Here is a 19,492-nt window from a genome sequence, read left to right as displayed (position 1 = left end):
CACGCCGTTCACCCGGCGGCGCGCCGCGCACCGAGCTGCGGGTACAGAGCACGCCGGTGATCCGCGAGATGGCCGGCATGGCCTGCACCCACGACGACGGGCAGGTCACGGTCGCGGCACGGTCCGGTCACGATCGCGCTCCGTATCGCGCACGGCCCTGCGGCGACAGCCCCCTGCGTCGCTACGGTGACGCCCATGGCCCGCCGCGCGCAGCGTCCCGTCGCCCCGCCCGTCCTCGCGCTCCTCGTGGGGGCGGCGCTCGCGCTCGGCCTGGCGGGATGCACCGGACCGCAGGGCGACTCCAGCGAGGGCTTCTCCGCCGACGCCGGCTCGGCCGACCCGGCGCCGGGCGGGGGTGACACGGCCGAGGCCGCGACGGGCGAGGACTCCGCGGCGGGCCTCGCGGGCGCGACGGCGGGCGCCGAGGACCGCGAGGTCGTCACGCGCGGCACGGCCACCGTCGTGGCGGCGGACCCGGTCGCGGCCGCCCGCGACCTCGCGCGCATGGTGGAGGAGGCCGGCGGACGGGTCGAGCAGCGTGACGAGCAGCGCGCCGCCGACGGCGAGGCCGCGAGCGCCCGCCTCACGGTGCGCGTCCCGGCCGACCGGGTGACGAGCACCGTGGAGGCCCTCGGCTCGCTCGGCGAGGTGGCCGACGTGAGCATCAGCAAGGAGGACGTCACGGCGGCCGGCCGCGACCTCGACGCCCGCGTCGCCGCGCTGGAGACGTCGACGACGCGGCTGCGCGAGCTCATGGGCTCGGCCGCGGACACCGCCGACCTGCTCGCCGTGGAGAAGGAGCTGGCCGCCCGCCAGGCCGACCTGGACGCGCTGCGGGCGCAGCGCGACGCGCTCAGCGACCAGGTGGCGATGTCGACCCTCGAGGTGTGGCTCACCGGCGCGGACGCCGCCCCCGCGGCCACCCGTGCCGGCTTCACCGGCGGCCTCGCCGCGGGCTGGGAGGCCCTCGTGGTCACGGTCCGCACCGCCCTGGTCGTGCTCGGCGCGGTGCTCCCGTGGCTCGCAGTCGCCGGCGTGCTGGCGCTCGCCGGGCGCGGCGTCGTGCGCGCGGTGCGCTCCCGCCGGGGAGAGCCGGACGAGCCGGCCGTCAGCCCGTGACCGCTGCCGTGCGGTGCGCCCTCGTCAGGCCGTGATGGCCAGCGCGTCGATCTCCACGAGCATCTCCTCCCGCGGCAGGCCCACGAACACCGTGGTGCGGCCGGGCAGCACGCCCGACGGGCAGTGCCGCTGCACGAACGCGCCGTACGCCTCGTTCATCGCCGCGAAGTCCTCCCGCTTCGTGAGGTAGACCCGCAGCATCACGACGTCGTCGAAGCTCGCCCCGGCCGCCTCGACGACCGCCCGGACGTTCTCGAGCGTGCGCGTCGTCTGTGCCGCCACGTCCCCGGCGTGCAGGTACTCCCCCGTGTCCGGGTCCTGCGGGCCCTGGCCGCTCACCTGGACGAACGGGCCCTTGCGCACGCCCTGGTGGAACGTGTGGGCGGGCGCGGGCGCCCCGGTGGTGCTGACGGCGGACTTGGTCATGCTGCTCCTCGGGTCGGTGCTCACAGGTCGGTGCTCACAGATCGGTGCTCACAGATCGGTGCTCACAGATCGATCGGGTACAGGTCGACGACGAGGTCGCCGCGGGTCACCGCGGCGACGCGCCACTTGTCGAAGGTGGTGCACGGGTGCGAGATGCCGAGGCCGACGACGTCGCCGGGCGCCGGTGCGCCGGCCCCGCCGCCGTCCGCGGCGCCCCCGCCACCGTCCGCGGCGCCGTCGAGAGCCACGTACGCGTGCTGGTCGTTGAGCGCGGTGACGCGCGCGCCGGGCAGCGGCCGCGCGGGGCCGAGCAGCCCGTCGGGGCCCGGGGTGCACACCCACAGCGGCAGCGGCAGGTCGATGTCGAACGAGACGTCGCGGCGCCCCACGCCCAGCAGCACGAGCCCCGGCTCGGGCGCGGACAGCACCTGGCCCCACACGGTGATCGCCGGGCGCAGCGGGGCGGCGCCCGCGATGCGCGACCACGGGTCGGTCTCGGCGTAGTGGCCGTGGTCGTGGGCGACGTAGGCGCCGGAGCGCACCACGACGCGCGTGGCGTCGGGCGCCCCCGCGGGGCTGACGGGCAGCCGGTCGAGCACGACGTCGAGGAACGCCGACCCGCCGGCGGACAGCACGAGCGGCTCGTCGGCGCCCGCCAGCCCCTCGGCCCGCAGCCGCTCGCCGGCGGCGGCGAGCTCGTCGCACCAGGCGGCCACCGCGGCGAGCCCGGCGGCGTCCGCGTGCCCGGCGGCCGGCCCCTCGTAGCCGGCGACGCCGAGCACGCGCAGCCCCGCTGCCCGCGCGGACCGCGCCAGGGCGACGACGTCGCCGACGTCCCGCAGCCCGGTGCGCCCGCCGCGCAGGCCCACCTCGACGAGCACGCCGAGCCGGCCCACGACGTCGGGGCCGGCGCCGGCGAACGCCTCGGCGAGCACCGCGACCCCGCGCGGGGAGTCGACCTCGAGCCAGACCTCGGCGAACCCGTCGGCGGCCAGGCACCCGCGGAGCCACACGGCGTCGCGGGGGTCGAGCAGCTCGTTGGCCAGCAGCGCGCGCCGCACGCCCCAGTCGCGCAGCGTGCGCAGCTGCGCAGCGGTCGCCACCGTGGCGCCCCAGGCGCCGGCGGCCGCCTGGCGCTCCCACAGCGGGCGGGACATGTGCGTCTTGACGTGCGGGGCGTGCTCGACGCCGCGGGCGGCCAGGACCCGGGCGGCAGCGGCGACGTTGTGCTCCAGGGCGGCGTCGTCGAGCGTGAGCAGCGGCCACGAGAACAGCCCGCCGTCGACCCGCTCCCCCGCGCCCGGCCGCGCCTCGCGGGCGGCGGCCAGCCGCTCGCGCAGCACGGCGACGGGCACCTCGGCGTCCAGCCGCAGCCCCTTCGTGCGCGGGCCGGCGGTCTCCTGGGTCATGCGGTCTCCCTCGGCGTGCGGGTGGCGGGGGTCAGGGCGACGGCACCGGCGGTGCGCAGCGACGTGCCCGGCGGCGCCGGCCGTAGCGGCCGGCCGGGCGTGGCGCCGGTGAGCGCGCCGCCGGCGAGCACGGGCACGCCGCCGACCAGCACGTCGTCGACGCCCGACGCGGGGCGCCGGGGCTGGGCGTAGGTGGCGTGGTCCTGCACCGCGTCGGGGTCCAGCAGCACGACGTCGGCGGCGGCGCCCGCCCCGAGCGCGCCGCGCCCGGCGAGGCGGAAGCGCCGCGCGGCGCGCGCGGACAGGTGCTCGACGGCGTCGGTCCAGGTCCAGTCCCGCGTCTTGAGCACCCGCTCGGCCACGAAGGCGGGGAACGCGCCCCAGCCGCGTGGGTGCGGCGCTCCGCCGCCGCCCGCCTCGGGCGCGGCGTCCGCGCCGAACGGCGCGTAGATCGCGTCCGAGCCGGCCAGGTGCGCGGGGTGCAGCGCGAGCGTGCGCACCGCGGCCGCGCTGTTGGTCGGCGGCTGGGCGAAGACGCACGAGGCGCGCAGCCGCGAGGCCACCAGCAGCCGCAGCGCCGCCTCGGCCGGCGCGACGCCGAGGCGCGCCGCCACCGCGGGCAGGGAGAGGCCCTCGGCCCAGCGCACCGGCCTGCCGGTGGCCGGGTCCAGGCCGGGCACCCACGCCAGGGTGGTGCGGGGCCACAGGTCGTCGAGGCCGGCGAGGTGCGCGCGCAGCCGCGCCGCGTCGCCGCCCACGGTCCCGCGCGGGCCGGCGAGCGCCTCGCCCAGCACCGCCAGCGCGGCGTCGGGGTCGGCGAGCGGCAGCCAGGTGGGCAGCGCGACCATGGCCAGGATCGAGCAGCCGCACAGGTACGGGTAGGAGTCGAAGGTGACGTCCAGGCCGGTGGCCGCGGCGTCGTCGACCAGGGCGCCGAGCAGGTCCGCCGGCCCGTGCAGGTGGGACACGTGCGTGGCGACGCCGCTGGCGCGGGCGACCCGCTCGAGCTCGGCGAACGCCCCGGGCGCCGCGGCCTCGTAGCCGCGCATGTGCGACACGTGCGGCAGCCCGCGCCGCGCCACCGCGCGGCACAGCGCCACGAGCTCGGCCTCGTCGGCCCACGCGGCGGGCACGTACTCCAGCCCGGTGGACAGCCCCACCGCGCCGTCGTCGAGCGCCTGCTCGAGCACCGCCACCATCCGGGCCACCTCGTCGCCCGTGGCCGGACGCTGCGCCGCACCGGTGACCAGGCGGCGCAGCGTGCCGTGCGGCACCAGCGTGGCGACGTTGACCGGGGTGGTGCCGTCGTAGGTCGCCAGCAGCTGCGCCACGCTGCCGCCGCCGAAGAACGGGTGCGCGCCGTCGATGGCCGCGAAGTACTGGGCGGCCCAGGTGGCGGTGGCCTCGTCCGACGGCGCGGGGCCCACGCCGTCCTGCCCCACGACGACGCTGGTGACGCCCTGGCGCAGCAGCGCCAGCTGCACTTCGGGGTCGAACACGGCGGCCACGGCGTGGGTGTGCGCGTCGACGAAGCCGGGCAGGGCCAGGCGCTCGTCGGCCTCCAGCACCGCGACGTCCGGCAGCGGGCGCCCGGACGGCACGACGGCGGCGACGCGGCCGGCGGTCACGTGCAGGTCCTGCGGGCCCGACGTGCCGCCGTCGGGCTGCGGCAGCAGCGCCCCGCGCACCACGAGGTCGGTCACGCGCTCCCCCTCCCTCGGTCCCGCGGCGGGGCCCAGTGCCCGACCGTAGGGGGCGCCGACGACCGGCGCCACCTCGTCCCGCGTCGCACGATGATGGCAGAGGTCTTCCGCAGCGACCCTTGACGTGGCGCACGCGCCGGACCTGCTCGCCGAGCGCGGCGCCGCGGGCGCCCTACGCCTCGAGCGGTCCCTCGACGAGCTACTCGGCGCCCGCCCGGCCCTCGACCCACCCGCCGAGGCCGACGTCGCCGGCGACCGCGACCTCGGCGGCCAGGTCGCGCAGGTGGCCCTGCACGCCGGGGCGCGTCTGCCACGGGTGCGGGCCGGCGAGCGGCCGGTACTCGACGCCGGCGGCGTCGAGCCGGGGCAGGTGCGCCGTGCGCAGCCGCTCGACGAAGGCGCGCGAGGCGCGCGACCCCGGCGCGCGGTCGGCCGGCAGCCCGCGTGTCCACGCCACCTCGGCGAACGCCGCCAGCCGCGGGAACGCCGCGTAGTCGATGCGGCGGGCCGAGTCGAGGTGCTCGGTCCACACCTGCGCCTGGGCGCCGAGCAGACGGCCGGGCGCGACGCCGCGGGCCGGAGCACCGTCGACCGGCGCGCCGTCGGCCCGCGCGCCGCGGACCGCCACCCCGGTCACGCCGTCCGGCTCGGCGACCGGCTCGAAGGCGTAGACGTCCTCGAGCGTGCGCAGGAAGCCCACGGGCACCGGCTCGTCCGCGCCGTGACCCTGCCGGTGGTCGAGGTACACGTGCTGCTCGGGCGCCAGCACGACGTCGTGCCCGGCGGCGCGCGCCGCGCGGGCCACGGCGGTGCCGCGCCAGGCGGTCACCACCACGTCGCGCGGCAGGTCGGGGCCGAACGCCTCGTCCCACACCACTGCGCGCCGCCCGCGCGAGCGCAGGTGCTCGGCCAGGCGCGCCAGGAACCACCCGTGCAGCCGCGCGACGTCCCCGGCACCGTCCGGGCCGACGAGCCCGAGCCCCGCCGCCCGCGCGACGACGTCGGGGCGCTCGCGCCACGCCGTCGTGGGCACCTCGTCGCCGCCGAGCGCCACGAACGGTGCGTCGAAATCCTCGCAGACCTGGTCCAGCACGCGGGCGAAGAACTCCACGGCACGCGGGGACGGGTCGAGCACGTCGTCGCTGATGCCCCAGGTGGTGCGCACGGCGCGCGCCCCGGCGCGCGCCGCCAGCTCGGGGTAGGCGGCGAGCACCGCCTGCACGTGGCCGGGCACGTCGATCTCGGGGACCACGGTGACGCCCCGCTCGCGGGCGTAGGCGACGATCTCGCGCACGTCCGCGCGGGAGTAGCAGCCCCCGTGCGGGCGCCCGTCGCCGCGGCCGGTGCGCCACGTCCCCACCGTCGACTCCCCGCGCCACGAGCCGACCTCGGTCAGGCGCGGGTAGGCGTCCACCGCCAGGCGCCAGCCCTGGTCGTCGGTCAGGTGCAGCTGCAGCACGTCGAGGTGGTGGGCGGCCGCGAGGTCGACGAACCGCAGCACGTCGGCCTTCGGCAGGAAGTGCCGCGCGACGTCGAGCAGCACGCCCCGCCACTCCAGGCGCGGGGCGTCGGTGACCTCGCACGCGGGCAGCCGCAGCACGGCGGCCGGTGCGGGCGCGTACCGGAACGCCGCGGGCCCGGCGAGCTGGCGCAGCGTCTGGGCCGCCGCGTGCGCGCCGGCGAGGTCGGCGCAGGCCGCCTCCACGAGCGGCCCCTGCCCCGCGCCGACGCGCAGGCGGTAGCCGCCGGGCGGCAGCGCCGCGTCGAGCACGACGACGACGTCGGCGTCCGGCGCACCGGCTTCCACCGTGGCGATGTCGATCCCGAAGGCGGCCTCGGCGGTGCGCCGCCAGGCGCGGGCCGCCGGTGCCAGCTGCGGCGCGGCGGCGAGGCGCGCGCCGTCGGGCACGACGACGCAGCCCTCCGCGACCTGCAGCGACGCGGGCGCGGGCACGAGCCCGGGCGGGACGGTGGCGGCCGGACCGGCGGCGGTGTCGGGCACGCGGCCACCCTAGTGCCGCCGGCGGGTGCCGCTACCCGAGAGCCGGCGGGACGTAGACGTTGACGAAGACGAACACCGACAGGTTGCCGACGTCGACGAGGGCGTGGGAGAGGACCGCCCAGCGCAGGGACCCGGTCACGCGGCGCATCGCGTACCACGCGAGCCCCATGAGCGTCAGGGACGCGTAGAGCATGGGCGAGCGGTTGCCCTCCGAGAACACGCCCCACATCAGCGGGTGGCTCGCCACGAACAGCGCGGTGGTCCAGCAGGCGGCGGCCCAGGCCGGCCAGCGCGCCGTCGCGTCGGCGAGCGTACCGCGCCAGTACGTCTCCTCCAGCAGCGGGTTGACCGCGGCGAAGAGCAGCCACGGGACGACCAGCGCCGCGTGCGCGGCGACGAGGTCGAGGTGCAGCAGGAGGATGCCGGCGACGGGCATCGCGCCGAGCGCGAGCGCGGCCGGCACCACCCACCACGGCCGCCGGCCTGCCGCCGCCAGCCACGCGCGACGCTGCGCCGGCGTCGTCGCCGCGAGCGTGATCGCCGCCGTGGCGCCCCAGTACACGAGCGCCACCGGCACCCAGGCCCACCCGGGGTCGACGGCCGCCGCGGCGCGGGCGACCAGGTGGCCGGCCAGGACGACCGCCAGCGGCGACAGGGCGACGAGCAGCGGGGACCGGACGGTCGGCGCGGGGGCGGGCGGGGCTGGACGGGTTGCGTCGCGGGGCGCGGCGGTCGGCACGCCGCCGCATGCTAGTCGGCGAACGTGGCCGGCAGGCGAAGCGCCGGTGAACGCCGTCGCGCGCCGGGACGACGAAGGACCGCCCCTGACGGGACGGTCCTTCGTCGACATGGTGGAGCTGCCGGGAATCGAACCCGGGTCCGGTGGCGCTTTTCCAGGACTTCTCCGGGCGCAGTCTGCTCTGGATTTTCTCGGCCTCTACGCTTGCGCAGACTCATTCGTAGACAGGCCCAGTCGTCTAAGAGTCCCCCTAGCCCCGACGACGAGGGCTAGGAGCAGTGGCTCTCTAGATGACGCGAGCTACCGGGTCGAGAGCGATCCCGGGCTCACGGACTTCGAAGCTCGCTCAGGCGGCGAGGGCGAAGTCGTTGCGCTTGTTATCGGCAACTATGTGTGTGCAGGCATCGTTTACGAGATAAGCCTGCATCCTCGGCCCGCTTCTCCTCGAAGCACGACCACCGTCGAAACCGATCAGCCCCATGTGGTGTTGTCAACCTGTGCGGCCGGCTCGCGCCGACTCGTGCCCAACAGGCGCCCGGCGGACCGGGCGTCCCTCACTCTACTGGAACAACCCCGCGATCACCCACCGTATTCCGCGCACCGCTCAGCTGAGCAGCTCCTGGTGGCGCATCGCGCGCTGGGCCTCGCGCTTGTCCTGCGCCTCGCGCAGGGCCTGCCGCTTGTCGTACTCCTTCTTGCCTCGGGCCAGGGCGATCTCGACCTTGGCCCGGCCGTCGAGGAAGTACAGGCTGAGCGGGACCACCGTGTGGCCCTTCTCGCGCACCTTGGACTCCAGGCGCAGGATCTCGTCCTTATGCAGCAGCAGCTTGCGCTTGCGCCGCGGCGCGTGGTTGTTCCACGTGCCCTGGAAGTACTCGGGGATGTGCACGCCCTCGAGCCAGGCCTCGCCGCGGTCGAGGTGCACGAACCCGTCGATGAGCGAGGCGCGCCCCATGCGCAGGGCCTTGACCTCGGTCCCCGACAGCACGAGACCGGCCTCGTAGACGTCCTCGATCACGTAGTCGTGCCGGGCCCGCTTGTTGTTCGCCACGACCTGGCGCACGGGGCCGGCCGGAGCCTTCGCCTTCGGCTTCGGCTGTGCCTGCGGGATCTGCTTGGGCGCGCCCTTGGCCACGGTGTGCTCCTTCCTGGTCGTGCGTCGCTGTCGTGCGTCGCTGGTGCGGCAGCGGTTCGGCCGCACGGGTGTCGTCGGAGGGTGTCCTGGGACGCCGGACGCGACGTCCCAGGATACGCGTAGCGCCGCGGAGGGCCAGGGAATTCCCGGGCCCCCGCGGCGCCGCGCGGGGTGCTAGACGGCCCGTCAGGGCAGCCAGGGCACCGGGTTGGTGGAGCTGCCGTTGACGTACACCTCGAAGTGCAGGTGCGGGCCGGTGATGCGGCCGGTGCCGCCCGAGTACCCGATGATGTCGCCCTTGTTGACCCACTCGCCCACGCTGGCACGCCCGCTCGAGGCCAGGTGCAGGTACCGGGTGCGGACGTTCTTGCCGTTGTACGGCCCGTGGTTGATCCGGATGTTGCACCCCGGCCCGGCCGCGCAGTACGACGCGTCGACCTCGCCGCTCGCGGCCGCGTAGATCGGCGCGCCCAGCGGGGCGCGGAAGTCGGCGCCGGCGTGCAGCATCCACACCCCGTACGTCGGGCTGAGGCGCATGCCGTAGTTGCTGATCACGGTGTGGTTGGAGGTGGGCCAGCTCAGGAAGCTGCCCGAGGAGCCCGAGCTGCTGCCGCCGCCGCCGGACGAGCCCCCGCCGGAGCCGCCCTTCGAGCCACCGGAGCTGCCCTTCGAGCCGCCGGAGCCGCCCTTCGAGCCCTGCTGGGCCGCCGCGGCCCGCTCGGCCTCCTTGCGCGCCCGCTCCGCCGCGATCTCGGCGTCGCGCTCCTTCTGCTTCGCGATGAGGTCCTTGATCTCGGCCTCGACCGCCTGCTGGTCCTTCTCGTTCGCCTCGATGTCCGCCAGCGCCTGGTCCCGCTGGTCCTCGATCGTGGCCTTGAGCTCCTGCTGCTCGGCGATGAGCTCCTCGACCTCGGCCTTGCGCGCGGCCGCCTGGTCCTCGGCCTCCTTGGCCGCGACGACGTTCGCGTCGGCCTCGTCCTTGAGCTGGGTGATCGTCTCGCGGATCGCGGCGAGCCGGGCCTCCTGGTTGCGGGCCACGGCCTCGGCGTCCTGCAGCTCGGTGAGGGTGCGGGCCTGGCTGCGGGCCGCCGACGCGGTGACCGCGTAGTTGGCCAGGAACTCCTCGGTGCTCTGCGCCCCGGTCACGAGCCCCAGGGCCGAGACCTCGCCGCTGCCGCGGGCCGCCTCGCGCGCCATCTGCGCGATCTCGGCGCGCGCGGCGTCGACCTTGCCGGCCCCGTCCTCGATCTGCGCGGAGACCAGGTCCTCCTCGGCCTCCGCGTCCTCCAGGCGCTGGGCGAGGATCGCCGCCTGGCGCTCGGCCTCCTCGTGGGCGGCCTCCGCCTCGGCGAGCTCGGCCTGGGCCAACGGCAGGCGGCCCTCGACGGCGTTGAGGTCGAGCACGGCCTGGCTCAGCTCCGCGTTCGTCTCCGACAGCGTCGTCTCGAGCTGGTCGCGCTCGGCCTCCTTCTGGCGGGCTTCCCGCTCCGCGGCGGCACGCTGGTCGTCGAGGTCGTCGGCCGCCGCGGTGGGCGCCACGGCGACGACGGCGCTCAGCGCCAGCACGGCCGCGAGCGTGCCGGCCGCGCCGGCGCGCAGGATCCTCGTTGCCCTCATCTCACACCCTCGTGTAGCGGTTCAGCGTGACGACCGACGACACCACGGCGAGCAGCACGGCGATCCCCACCAGGAGCGGCGCGACCGCCAGCACGTCGGCGGTGCCGACGTACGCGACCCAGTCGACGGACTGCTCCAGCCAGTCCGTCACGAGGTAGCGCACGCCCAGCCACAGCCCGCCCACGGCGAGCACCGAGCCCACCACCGCGGCGATGGCCCCCTCGAGCATGAACGGCAGCTGCACGAACAGGTTGGAGGCGCCGACGAGCCGCATGATGCCCGTCTCGCGCTGCCGCGACACCGCCGACAGCCGGATCGTCGTCGTGATGAGCAGGACGGCGGCCAGGAGCATCACGACGGCGAGGCCGGCGGCGCACAGCGACGCGCGGTTGAGCGCCAGGAACAGCGGCTCGAACACCGCGCGCTGGTCCTCGACCACCTCGACGCCCTCGCGGCCCGACAGCACGTCCGAGACCACCTGGAAGTTCTCCGGGTCGGTGAGCTTGAGCCGGAACGACGCCTGCATGTCGTCCTCGGTGAGCTGGGTGCCCTGGTAGCCGTCCGGGTAGCGCTCCTGGAACGCCTCGAACGCCTCGGCCTTGGTCTCGAAGTAGGACCGGGAGACCTCGGAGCCGAGCTCGCCCTGGATCACCGACTCGATCTCGTCGATCTGGTCCTGGGTGGCCTCGCCGGCGGCGCAGGTGGGCATGGTCGAGCCGGTAGGGCACAGGAACACGGAGACCTCGACGAGGTCGTACCACTTGTCCTTGAGCTTGTCGACCTGCATCTGCAGGAGCGCGGCGGCGCCCACGAACGCCAGCGACACGAAGGTCACCAACACCACGGAGACGACCATCGACAGGTTCCGCCGCAGGCCGTGGCCGACCTCGGCGAGCACGAACTGGAAACGCACGCCTCAGCCCTCCCGGCCCGAACGGACGGCCCGCTCGCGCAGGACCTGGCGGACCACCTCGTCGGCGTCGGACGGCGGCGCCGCCGGCAGCGGCCCGGTGGGCGGCCGGTGCTGGGCGGGGTCGACGCGGGCCGCGGGCTCGTACGGGCGCGGCACCGAGTAGACGAGGGGCTCCGGCCGGGCGGGGCCGGCCGGATCGGGCTCGGTCGGCGCGGGCTCCGTCGGCGCGGCACCGGCGGCCGCGGCGGGGCCGGTGTCCGCCCCGGCGGGCACGAGCTCGGCCGAGGTCGTCGCGGCGGGGCGTCCGGCGTCGTCGTCGGCGGCGGGTCGGCCGGCGGCGTCGTCGGCCGGCGCCGCCGGGGTCGGCGCGAGCACCGCGACGACGTCGCCGGTGGCCGGAGCGTCCGTCCCCGTCGCGGCGGCCTGCTGCTGCAGGGCGGATCGGCGGCCCGCGCGCGTCCGGCCGCGCTCCTCGGCGCGGCGGGCGGCCTCCTCGGCGGCCCGCTCGGCCTCGAGGTCGGCCGGCTCGGGCGTGATCTCGATCCGCGGGGCCACGGCGCGGGTGCCCTGCCCGGGCGCGTCCAGCACGGGGCTCTTGCCGACGGCGGGCAGGATGCTCTCCCGCTCGCCGTAGCCGCCGGCGGCCTCGTCGCGCACCAGGCGGCCGGAGGTCAGCTCGACGACCCGCTTGCGCATCTCGTTGACGATCTCGTCGTCGTGGGTCGCCATGATGACCGTGGTGCCGGTGCGGTTGATGCGCTCGAGCAGGCGCATGATGCCCAGCGACGTCGTGGGGTCGAGGTTCCCGGTCGGCTCGTCGCACAGCAGGATCGGCGGCCGGTTGACGAACGCGCGCGCGATGGCCACGCGCTGCTGCTCGCCGCCGGACAGCTCGTGCGGCCGGCGCTTCTCCTTGCCGTCGAGGCCCACCATCTCCAGGACCTCGGGCACCGTCGTCTTGATGACGTGGCGCGGCTTGCCGATCACCTGCAGCGCGAACGCGACGTTCTCGTAGACCGTCTTGCCGGGCAGCAGGCGGAAGTCCTGGAAGACCATGCCGATGCTGCGGCGCAGCGACGGCACCTTCCAGTAGGACAGGCGCGACAGGTCGCGGCCGGCGACGTAGACCTTGCCGCGGGTGGGGCGCTCCTCGCGCAGCGCCAGGCGCAGGAAGGTGGACTTGCCCGAGCCGGACGCGCCCACCAGGAACACGAACTCACCCCGCGCCACGTCCACGCTGACGTCGTCGAGGGCAGGCCGCGCACCGCGGGCGTAGACCTTCGACACGTTCTCGAATCGGATCACGGCGCGTGCTCCCGTGCTCGGGGACAGTTCCAGGGCACGCCGCAGCGGCCCCGCACGAGGCTCGCACGCCCCTCGGCGCGCCTGCGGGCCGACACGCCGGGTGTGGCGCAACGCTCAGTGCCCCCGCGAACCGTCGCCCCGGAGGACCGACCGGGCCGGGCGACGGCGCGCCGGGCCCGGGAACGCGCACGCGCCGGCGGCCCGGGCGGGGCCGCCGGCGCGTGCGTCGGGCGGTGGGTGCGGTCGCCGGCTCAGGCCTCCGCGGCCTGCGCCGCGCGGCGCCAGCGGATGCCGGCCTCGATGAAGTCGTCGATGGCGCCGTCGAACACCGCCGACGGGTTGCCGGACTCGTGCTCGGTGCGCAGGTCCTTGACCATCTGGTACGGCTGGAGCACGTAGGAGCGCATCTGGTCGCCCCAGCTCGCCTTGATGTCGCCGGCGAGCTCCTTCTTCTTGGCCGCCTCCTCCTGCTGGCGCACCAGCAGCAGGCGCGACTGCAGCACGCGCAGCGCGGCGGCCCGGTTCTGGATCTGCGACTTCTCGTTCTGCATCGACACCACGATGCCGGTGGGCAGGTGCGTCATGCGCACCGCGGAGTCCGTGGTGTTCACGGACTGCCCGCCCGGGCCCGAGGAGCGGAACACGTCGACCTTGATCTCCGACTCGGGGATCTCGATGGAGTCCGTCTGCTCGATCAGCGGGATCACCTCGACGGCGGCGAACGACGTCTGGCGGCGGCCCTGGTTGTCGAACGGCGAGATGCGCACGAGGCGGTGCGTGCCGGCCTCCACCGACAGGTTGCCGAACGCGTAGGGGGCGTTGACCTCGAACGTCGCCGACTTCAGGCCGGCCTCCTCGGCGTAGGAGGTGTCCATGACCTTGGTCGGGTAGCCGTGGCGCTCGGCCCAGCGCAGGTACATGCGCATGAGCATCTCGGCGAAGTCCGCGGCGTCGACGCCGCCGGCGCCGGCGCGGATGGTCACGACGGCCTCGCGGGCGTCGTACTCCCCCGCCAGCAGCGTGCGGATCTCCAGCGCGTCGAGGTCCTTGCGGATCGCGTGCACCTCGGTCTCGGCCTCGGTGAGCGTCTCGTCGTCGCCCATCTCCTGGCCCATCTCGACGAGCGTCTCGACGTCGGCGATGCGCTGGGCGAGGTTCTTGACGCGGTCGAGCTCGGCCTGGGTGGCCGACAGCTGCGAGGTGACCTTCTGCGCCTGCTCCGGGTCGTCCCAGAGGTCCGGCGCCGAGGCGGCCTCGGAGAGCTCCGCGACCTTCTTCCGCAGCGCCTCCGGGTCGCTCACGGCCTCGATGGACTCGAGGGTGGAGCGCAGCGCGCGGATCTCTGCGGGGAAGTCGATGGTGGCCACGGTCCTCAAGGTTACCGGCCGCGCGGGCACCGGCCGACCCGGGCTCAGGCCCCCGGCAGCTCGGTGCCGAACATCTGCGCGGTGGCGCGGGCGCTCGGGGCGCCGGCGTCCGGGTCGGCGCCGGCCGCGAGCAGCGCCGCCACCACGTCGTCGGCCCGCTTGAACACCGCGCCGGCCAGCGGCGACTGGCCGCGGGCGTTGAGCCGGTCGACGTCGGCGCCCCGCTGCGCCAGGCCCGTGACCAGCGCGGCGTGCCCGTGGTAGGCGGCGAGCATGAGCAGCGAGTTGCCGGACGCGTCGGCGAGGTCCGGGTCGACGCCGGCGTCGACGAACTCCAGCAGCAGGTCCGCCCCGGCGCGGGCAAGGTCGAACATCTGGTCCAGGTCCACCGGGAGCTTGTCGGGCTGCGCGGCGGCCGGCTCGGTGCCCGGCTCCCCGCCCGGCTCGGGGGTCGTGGCGTCGCTCATGGGTCGAACCTACCCGCGCGGGCGGTCGCCGGCCGCGCGACGCCCTGACCGACGCCCTGCCCGACGCCCTGCCCGACGCCCTGACCTGGGATCGGGTGCGTGACCGTGGCACCGGTGCCACCGTGTGTCCATGCGCGTCGTCATCGTCGGAGCCACCGGGAACGTCGGGACCGCGGTGCTGCGCGCGCTGCTCGACGAGCCGCGGGTCACGTCCGTGCTGGGGATCGCCCGGCGGCTGCCGGACCGCACCGCCGACCCGTACCGGCACGCCGAGTGGGCCCCCGTGGACGTCGCCGTCGAGGACGCTGACGAGGCGGTCGTCCGGCGCCTCGCGGAGGCCTTCCGCGGCGCCGACGCCGTGGTCGACCTCGCCTGGCTGATCCAGCCGAACCGGGAGCGGGAGCTGCTGCGGCGCACCAACGTCGAGGGCACCCGGCGGGTGGCCGAGGCCGTGGTGCGCGCGGGCGTGCCGCAGCTGGTGGCGGCCTCCTCGGTGGGGGCCTACTCCCCCGTCGACGACGACACCCCGCGCGGCGAGGACTGGCCCACCGACGGCATCCCGACGTCGCACTACAGCGTCGACAAGGCGGCGCAGGAGCGGGTGCTGGACGAGCTGGAGGCCGCGCACCCGGAGGTGGCCGTGGCGCGGATCCGGCCGGCGCTGGTGTTCCAGGCGGACGCCGCCCAGTCGATCGTGCGGTACTTCGTCGGGCCGGTCGTGCCGGTGCGGCTGCTGCGCCACGGCCGGCTGCCGGCGCTGCCGCTGCCCGCCGGCCTGCGCCTGCAGGCCGCGCACGCCGACGACGTCGCCGACGCCTACCGGCGGGTGATCGTGGAGCGGGCGCGCGGCGCGTTCAACGTCGCGGCCGACGACGTGCTGCGCGGCGCGGACCTCGCCCGGGTCGTCGACCACGGCCGCGTGGTGGAGGTGCCGCCGCCGGCCGTGCGCGCCGCCGTCGCCGTCGCCTACCAGGCGCGGGTGGTGCGCGCCGACCCCGGCTGGGTGGACCTGGCGATGCGGGTGCCGGTGCTGGACACCACGCGGCTGCGCACCGAGCTGGGCTGGGCACCGCGGCACACGGCCGCCGAGGCGGTCGAGGAGCTGCTCGACGGCATCGCCGTCGGCCAGGGGCTGCGCTCGTCCACCCTGCGGCCGGCCACGCCGCGCCCGGCCGGCCACGCGGTGATGCCGCTGCGCCGCCGCGGCGAGGTGGGCATCCCGGAGTCGCTGGACCGCTACCTGCTGGGCCTGTACCTCTCCGATCACTTCACCGGCGCGACGGCCGGCCTCGAGCGCATGGAGCTCATGACGCGCAGCTACGCGGACACGCCGTTCCACGCGGAGCTGGCCGAGGTCACCGAGCAGCTGCGCGCCGAGCGCGAGCTCTACCGCGACCTGCTCGACGCGCTCGGGGTGCCCCGCCGGCGCTACCGGCAGGCGGTCGCGTGGCTGGGCGAGCGGGCCGGGCGGCTCAAGCTCAACGGCCGCCTGCTGGAGCGCTCGCCGATGACGGCGGTGCTCGAGACCGAGCTGATGCGCGCGGCCGTGCTGGGCAAGATCGGCGGCTACCAGACCCTGCGCGAGCACGCCGACGACCTCGGCCTGGACCCGGGGCAGCTCGACGAGCTCATCGCCCTCGCGCGGGGGCAGATCGACCTGCTCGACCGGTTCCACGCCTACGTGCGCGCCCGCGCGTTCCGGGTCGGGCGGCCGCTCGGCTCCGACGACGGGCGCTAGGTGGTGCACCGGTCCCGGGGCGGGCGCGGCCGGCGGCGCTCAGGTGCCCGGGCGCTCGACGTCGTCCGGCTTGGCGGCCACCGCGTGCAGCGCGGTCTTGGCCCGCTGCGGCAGCACGGCGCCCATCGCGGACATCGCCTTGGCCTTCACCGAGTGGACCACGACCTTGTCCTTGCCGCTCATCATCGCGCTGTAGGCCTCCCGCGCGACCTTCGCGGCGTCGTCCTTGGGGCCCTTGCCCATGGGGGTGCGGGTCTGCTCGCCGCCGGAGAAGAAGTCGGTGTCGGTGGGGCCGGGAAGCAGCGCCGTGACCGTGACGCCGGTCTTCTTGAGCTCGTGGCGCAGCGCCTCGGCGAAGGACAGCCCGAACGCCTTCGAGGCGGCGTAGGTGGCGTAGTACGGGCCGGGCACGACGGACGCCACGGAGGAGGTGATGAGCACGTGCCCCTGGCCGCGCTCGGCCATCGGCGGCACGAGCCGCTTGGCCAGGTGCACGGTCGCGGTGACGTTCACCGCGACGACGTCGAGGTCGTCCTCCAGGGGCGTGTCGACGAACGGCCCGACGTTGCCGACGCCGGCGTTGAGCGCGAGCACGTCGACCGGGCGGCCGACCGCCAGGACGGCCTCGACGAGCTTCGCCCGGCCCTCCTCGGTGCGCAGGTCGGCCTGCACGGCGTCGACGCGCGCCCCGGTGAGCGCCAGGTCCTGCGCGGCGGCGGCGAGGTCGTCGTCCTCCGCCGTGACGATGACGTCGAAGCCGTGCTCGATCAGCTCGCGCGCGAGCTCGAGCCCGATGCCGTGGGACGCGCCGGTGACGAGGCCGATCCGGTTCGGCTCCTCGGAGATCTCGTGGGACATGGTGCAGCCTCCTCGGCGCACGGGGGCGGTGGTGCGGCGCCTGCGGCACCGTGCTCCCTCGACGCTAGGCGGGCGGGCGGCCGCTCGCAGCGGCGACGCGGGGCACGGCGTGGCGGGGTCGCGCGGCCGGGTCACGCGGGCCGGGGCTTGTGCGCCGCCGCGCGAGTCGGGAGGGTATGCCCGTGACGGCCGCCGCTGCAGGACCCCGGGCCCGCCGCGTGCTCGAGCACGCGGCGCTCGTGCTGCTCGGGATCGGCGGCCCGCTCGCCTACCTGCTGGCCTCCCCGGTCTACTCCAGCGGCGACGAGGCCGCCCACGTCGACTACGCCCTGCAGGTGTGGCACGGCCGGCTGCCGGTGTTCGAGCGCGGGCTCGAGCTGCAGAACGCCGTCGGGTTCCACCCGCCGGTGCAGTGGGCGTCGCACCACCCGCCGCTCGTGTACCTGCTGCTCGCCCCGGTGGTGGGACCGCTCGTCGACGCCGGGCACGTCGACGGGGCCGGCATGGCGGCACGCGGGGTGATGGTGGCGCTGTCGGTCGCGCTGCTCTACGCCGTCCGGGCGATCGGCACCCGGATGCTGCCGGGGGTGCCCGGAGCGGGTCTGGCGTCGGCGGTGGTCGTCGGCCTGTCCGCGCTGTTCGTGCGCCTGGGCGGGGCCGTGTACACCGACATCCCGGCCGCGCTGCTCAGCGCGCTGGCGTTCCTCGCCCTGCTGCGGCTCGCGCTCGGCGACGCCCGGCGCCGCGACGCCGTCCTGTTCGTCGCGGCCTGCGCGGCGTGCGGCCTCACCCGCTTCTCGCTGCTGCCGATCGCCGCGCTCCTCGCCGTCGTCCTGGTGGTGGCGGGACACCTCCCCGGCCGCCTGCGGCCCCGCGCGGCGTGGGCGACGGCGCTGGCCGCGGTCGCGGCGGTCCTGGCGACCTCGGGCTGGTTCTACCTGCGCAACCGCGCGCTGACCGGCAACCTCGCCGGCGGCCACCCGGAGTGGGCGGCGGAGAACACGCGGCGGGTGGCGCGCCCCCCGCTCGAGGTGGTGACCGACCCGGCGTTCTGGTCGCGGATGTCCGAGCAGATGGCGATCGGCACCTACCCGCGGCTGCCGGACGCGCTCGCCGCCCCCTGGCCGTGGTGGACGCTGCTGCTCGTCGTGCTGCCGCTCGTGGCCGGGCTGGCGCTGGCCGTGGTGCGGCTCGTGCGCGGCCGCGACCAGCGAGCCGTCCGGGCGCTCCTGCTCGCCACCGTGCTGGCCGCCTGCGCCGGGATCGCCGCCATGCAGGTGCTGCACCACGCCGGCGGGGGCAGCGCGTTCGCCCGCTACTTCTTCGCGATGGTGCCGTTCCTGGCGCCGTTCGTCGCGCTGCCGCTGCTGTGGCTGCGCGGCGCGCCGCTCGTGCTGTGGGGGCTGGTGCGGGTGTGGCTGCTCGGGCTGGAGCTCGAGGTCACGCTGCAGCGGGACCTCCGGGGCCCGCAGGCCGAGCTGTACCCGGCGGGAGCCTGGTGGGCGTTCGGCATGACGGTGGCCGGGCTGCTGCTGGCCCTGGGCCTGGTGGTGGCGCGGCCGCGCGGGCGCCAGGGCGAGCGGCCGGACCAGCCGCGGACCGTGGGCACGCCGGCCGCGGACGACCGGCCGGCCGGCGCGCTGGCGCCCTCGTGACGGCGCCGCGCCAGGACCGGCCGGCGCCAGACCCGGGAGCCCGTGCGAGGGCTCCTGCTAGGGCCCGAGGAGCCGCGCGACGCCGAGCGTCACGACGGCGGTCACGACGGCGACGACCGCCGCACCGACCACCCGGGCGGTCAGCGTGCGGCGCGTGGTGAGCACGCGGGCCGCGCCGGCGGCGCCGAGCCCGAGGACGACGCCGTACGGCGCGCTCGACGGGAGCCCCACGCTCCAGGCGACCCACGCGGCCGTCGCCAGGCCGGCGAGCGCCGCCGCCGGCCACGGGCGCAGCCCCACGTCCGCCGCGAGCGCCGCGGCGAGCGCCACCACGAGCGTGACGACGGCGGGGACGAGCGCCCACAGCAGCAGCGAGTAGCCGACGAGGACCAGCGCCCCGCCCGCCCGCACGTCGGCCTCGCCGCCGGCCCGCACCACTGCCTCGGCGGCGATCACCAGCGCCACGCCGAGCGACGCCAGGAGCGCCCGGCGCGTGCCACGGCGGACGGCGTCGGACCGTCCGGACGCCGTCGTCACCTCTCCCCCGGGCCGCTGCGCGGACATGGCTCGCACGCTACTCCACGGCCGCGGCGGCCGGGCGCCTGCGCGTCACGCGACCGCGAGCAGCACGCACAGCACCGTGAGGCAGGCGGTCAGCGCCCCCATGCCCCACCGCTCGACGGGATGCGTGCCGGCCAGGTTGCCCACGGTGTTCACCGCGAAGAACGCGGCGAGCACCCAGCAGGCCACGGTCAGCGCCGCGCTGTCCGCGGCGGAGCCGAGCACGCCGCCGCGCAGCAGGATCAGGACGCCGGCGCCCACGAGCACCACGGCGGCGGCGAGGCTGGCGGCCCGGTACCGGCCCGGCAGGCGCCCGTCGGGCTGGGCCGCGCGGCCGCCGTAGGCGGCCGCGCCCCACGGCGCCCCGGCGGCGAGCGCCAGCTGGAAGGCCACGCCGAGCAGCAGCAGGCCGCAGGCGGCCATCGCCAGCACCTCGACAACGGTGGACGTCATCGTGCTCCCTCTCGTCCGGCCCACG

The 19,492-nt window shown here is 76.4% G+C and carries 16 protein-coding genes, 1 other RNA gene and 1 pseudogene; 3 read left to right on the top strand and 15 right to left on the bottom strand.

The window, feature by feature from the left end:
• Window positions 1–195 precede the first annotated feature (195 nt).
• Window positions 196–1,119: a DUF4349 domain-containing protein gene (locus GSF02_RS01870; RefSeq protein WP_159792197.1), complete on the top strand. Its 924-nt coding sequence runs from the start codon at window positions 196–198 to the stop codon at window positions 1,117–1,119.
• Window positions 1,120–1,143: 24 nt separating this feature from the next.
• Here GSF02_RS01870 and GSF02_RS01865 read toward each other — a convergent pair whose 3' ends face one another.
• From GSF02_RS01865 to GSF02_RS01810, 12 genes and pseudogenes are all read right to left on the bottom strand, one after another.
• Window positions 1,144–1,545, bottom strand: coding sequence for a RidA family protein (locus GSF02_RS01865; protein ID WP_159792195.1), 402 nt, complete (start codon window positions 1,543–1,545; stop codon window positions 1,144–1,146).
• Window positions 1,546–1,607: 62 nt separating this feature from the next.
• On the bottom strand, window positions 1,608–2,954 hold the full coding sequence (locus GSF02_RS01860) for an alanine racemase (protein ID WP_159792193.1): 1,347 nt from the start codon (window positions 2,952–2,954) through the stop codon (window positions 1,608–1,610).
• Window positions 2,951–4,657, bottom strand: a complete 1,707-nt coding sequence (locus tag GSF02_RS01855) for an N-acyl-D-amino-acid deacylase family protein (RefSeq protein WP_235915304.1) — start codon at window positions 4,655–4,657, stop codon at window positions 2,951–2,953. Before GSF02_RS01855 ends, GSF02_RS01860 begins: the two co-directional genes overlap by 4 nt.
• A gap of 199 nt (window positions 4,658–4,856) precedes the next feature.
• Complete coding sequence (locus GSF02_RS01850; protein WP_235915303.1) at window positions 4,857–6,659, bottom strand: beta-N-acetylhexosaminidase; 1,803 nt, start codon at window positions 6,657–6,659, stop codon at window positions 4,857–4,859.
• A 31-nt stretch (window positions 6,660–6,690) separates the two neighbouring features.
• Window positions 6,691–7,398, bottom strand: a complete 708-nt coding sequence (locus tag GSF02_RS01845; RefSeq protein WP_159792191.1) for a CPBP family glutamic-type intramembrane protease — start codon at window positions 7,396–7,398, stop codon at window positions 6,691–6,693.
• A gap of 110 nt (window positions 7,399–7,508) precedes the next feature.
• Window positions 7,509–7,877: a transfer-messenger RNA gene (gene ssrA / locus GSF02_RS01840) on the bottom strand.
• A gap of 125 nt (window positions 7,878–8,002) precedes the next feature.
• A complete protein-coding gene (gene smpB / locus GSF02_RS01835; RefSeq protein WP_159792455.1) occupies window positions 8,003–8,509 on the bottom strand; it encodes an SsrA-binding protein SmpB in 507 nt (168 codons plus the stop codon).
• A 210-nt stretch (window positions 8,510–8,719) separates the two neighbouring features.
• Window positions 8,720–10,150 (bottom strand): peptidoglycan DD-metalloendopeptidase family protein, encoded by a 1,431-nt coding sequence (locus tag GSF02_RS19050; protein WP_159792189.1) that lies wholly within the window; start codon window positions 10,148–10,150, stop codon window positions 8,720–8,722.
• A gap of 1 nt (window position 10,151) precedes the next feature.
• Window positions 10,152–11,063, bottom strand: a complete 912-nt coding sequence (ftsX, locus tag GSF02_RS01825; RefSeq protein WP_159792187.1) for a permease-like cell division protein FtsX — start codon at window positions 11,061–11,063, stop codon at window positions 10,152–10,154.
• Window positions 11,064–11,690: 627 nt separating this feature from the next.
• A pseudogene (gene ftsE, locus GSF02_RS01820) lies at window positions 11,691–12,368 on the bottom strand (cell division ATP-binding protein FtsE); the annotation flags it as partial.
• Window positions 12,369–12,619: 251 nt separating this feature from the next.
• Entirely contained in the window at window positions 12,620–13,735 is a 1,116-nt protein-coding gene (prfB, locus tag GSF02_RS01815) for a peptide chain release factor 2 (protein ID WP_159792185.1), read from the bottom strand.
• A 44-nt stretch (window positions 13,736–13,779) separates the two neighbouring features.
• Window positions 13,780–14,202, bottom strand: a complete 423-nt coding sequence (locus tag GSF02_RS01810; RefSeq protein WP_159792183.1) for an ankyrin repeat domain-containing protein — start codon at window positions 14,200–14,202, stop codon at window positions 13,780–13,782.
• Between the two features lie 130 nt (window positions 14,203–14,332).
• On the opposite strand from GSF02_RS01810, the gene GSF02_RS01805 reads away from it, so the two are divergent.
• Entirely contained in the window at window positions 14,333–15,940 is a 1,608-nt protein-coding gene (locus GSF02_RS01805; protein WP_159792181.1) for an NAD-dependent epimerase/dehydratase family protein, read from the top strand.
• A gap of 39 nt (window positions 15,941–15,979) precedes the next feature.
• On the opposite strand, the gene GSF02_RS01800 is transcribed toward GSF02_RS01805, so the two are convergent.
• A complete protein-coding gene (locus GSF02_RS01800; RefSeq protein ID WP_159792179.1) occupies window positions 15,980–16,798 on the bottom strand; it encodes an SDR family NAD(P)-dependent oxidoreductase in 819 nt (272 codons plus the stop codon).
• 182 nt (window positions 16,799–16,980) lie between these two features.
• Here GSF02_RS01800 and GSF02_RS01795 point away from each other — a divergent pair, with 182 nt between their 5' ends.
• Window positions 16,981–18,453, top strand: coding sequence for a hypothetical protein (locus tag GSF02_RS01795; RefSeq protein WP_159792177.1), 1,473 nt, complete (start codon window positions 16,981–16,983; stop codon window positions 18,451–18,453).
• Between the two features lie 57 nt (window positions 18,454–18,510).
• On the opposite strand, the gene GSF02_RS01790 is transcribed toward GSF02_RS01795, so the two are convergent.
• Window positions 18,511–19,017, bottom strand: a complete 507-nt coding sequence (locus GSF02_RS01790; RefSeq protein ID WP_159792175.1) for a hypothetical protein — start codon at window positions 19,015–19,017, stop codon at window positions 18,511–18,513.
• A 45-nt stretch (window positions 19,018–19,062) separates the two neighbouring features.
• Window positions 19,063–19,467 carry a hypothetical protein gene (locus tag GSF02_RS01785; protein WP_159792173.1) on the bottom strand — a complete coding sequence of 135 codons (405 nt, stop codon included), beginning with the start codon at window positions 19,465–19,467 and terminating at the stop codon, window positions 19,063–19,065.
• Window positions 19,468–19,492: the final 25 nt, after the last annotated feature.

Source organism: Puerhibacterium puerhi, assembly GCF_009846865.1.
GTDB classification, from domain to species: Bacteria; Actinomycetota; Actinomycetes; order Actinomycetales; family Cellulomonadaceae; genus Puerhibacterium; species Puerhibacterium puerhi.
This window is presented reverse-complemented; position numbering and strand designations above follow the sequence as displayed.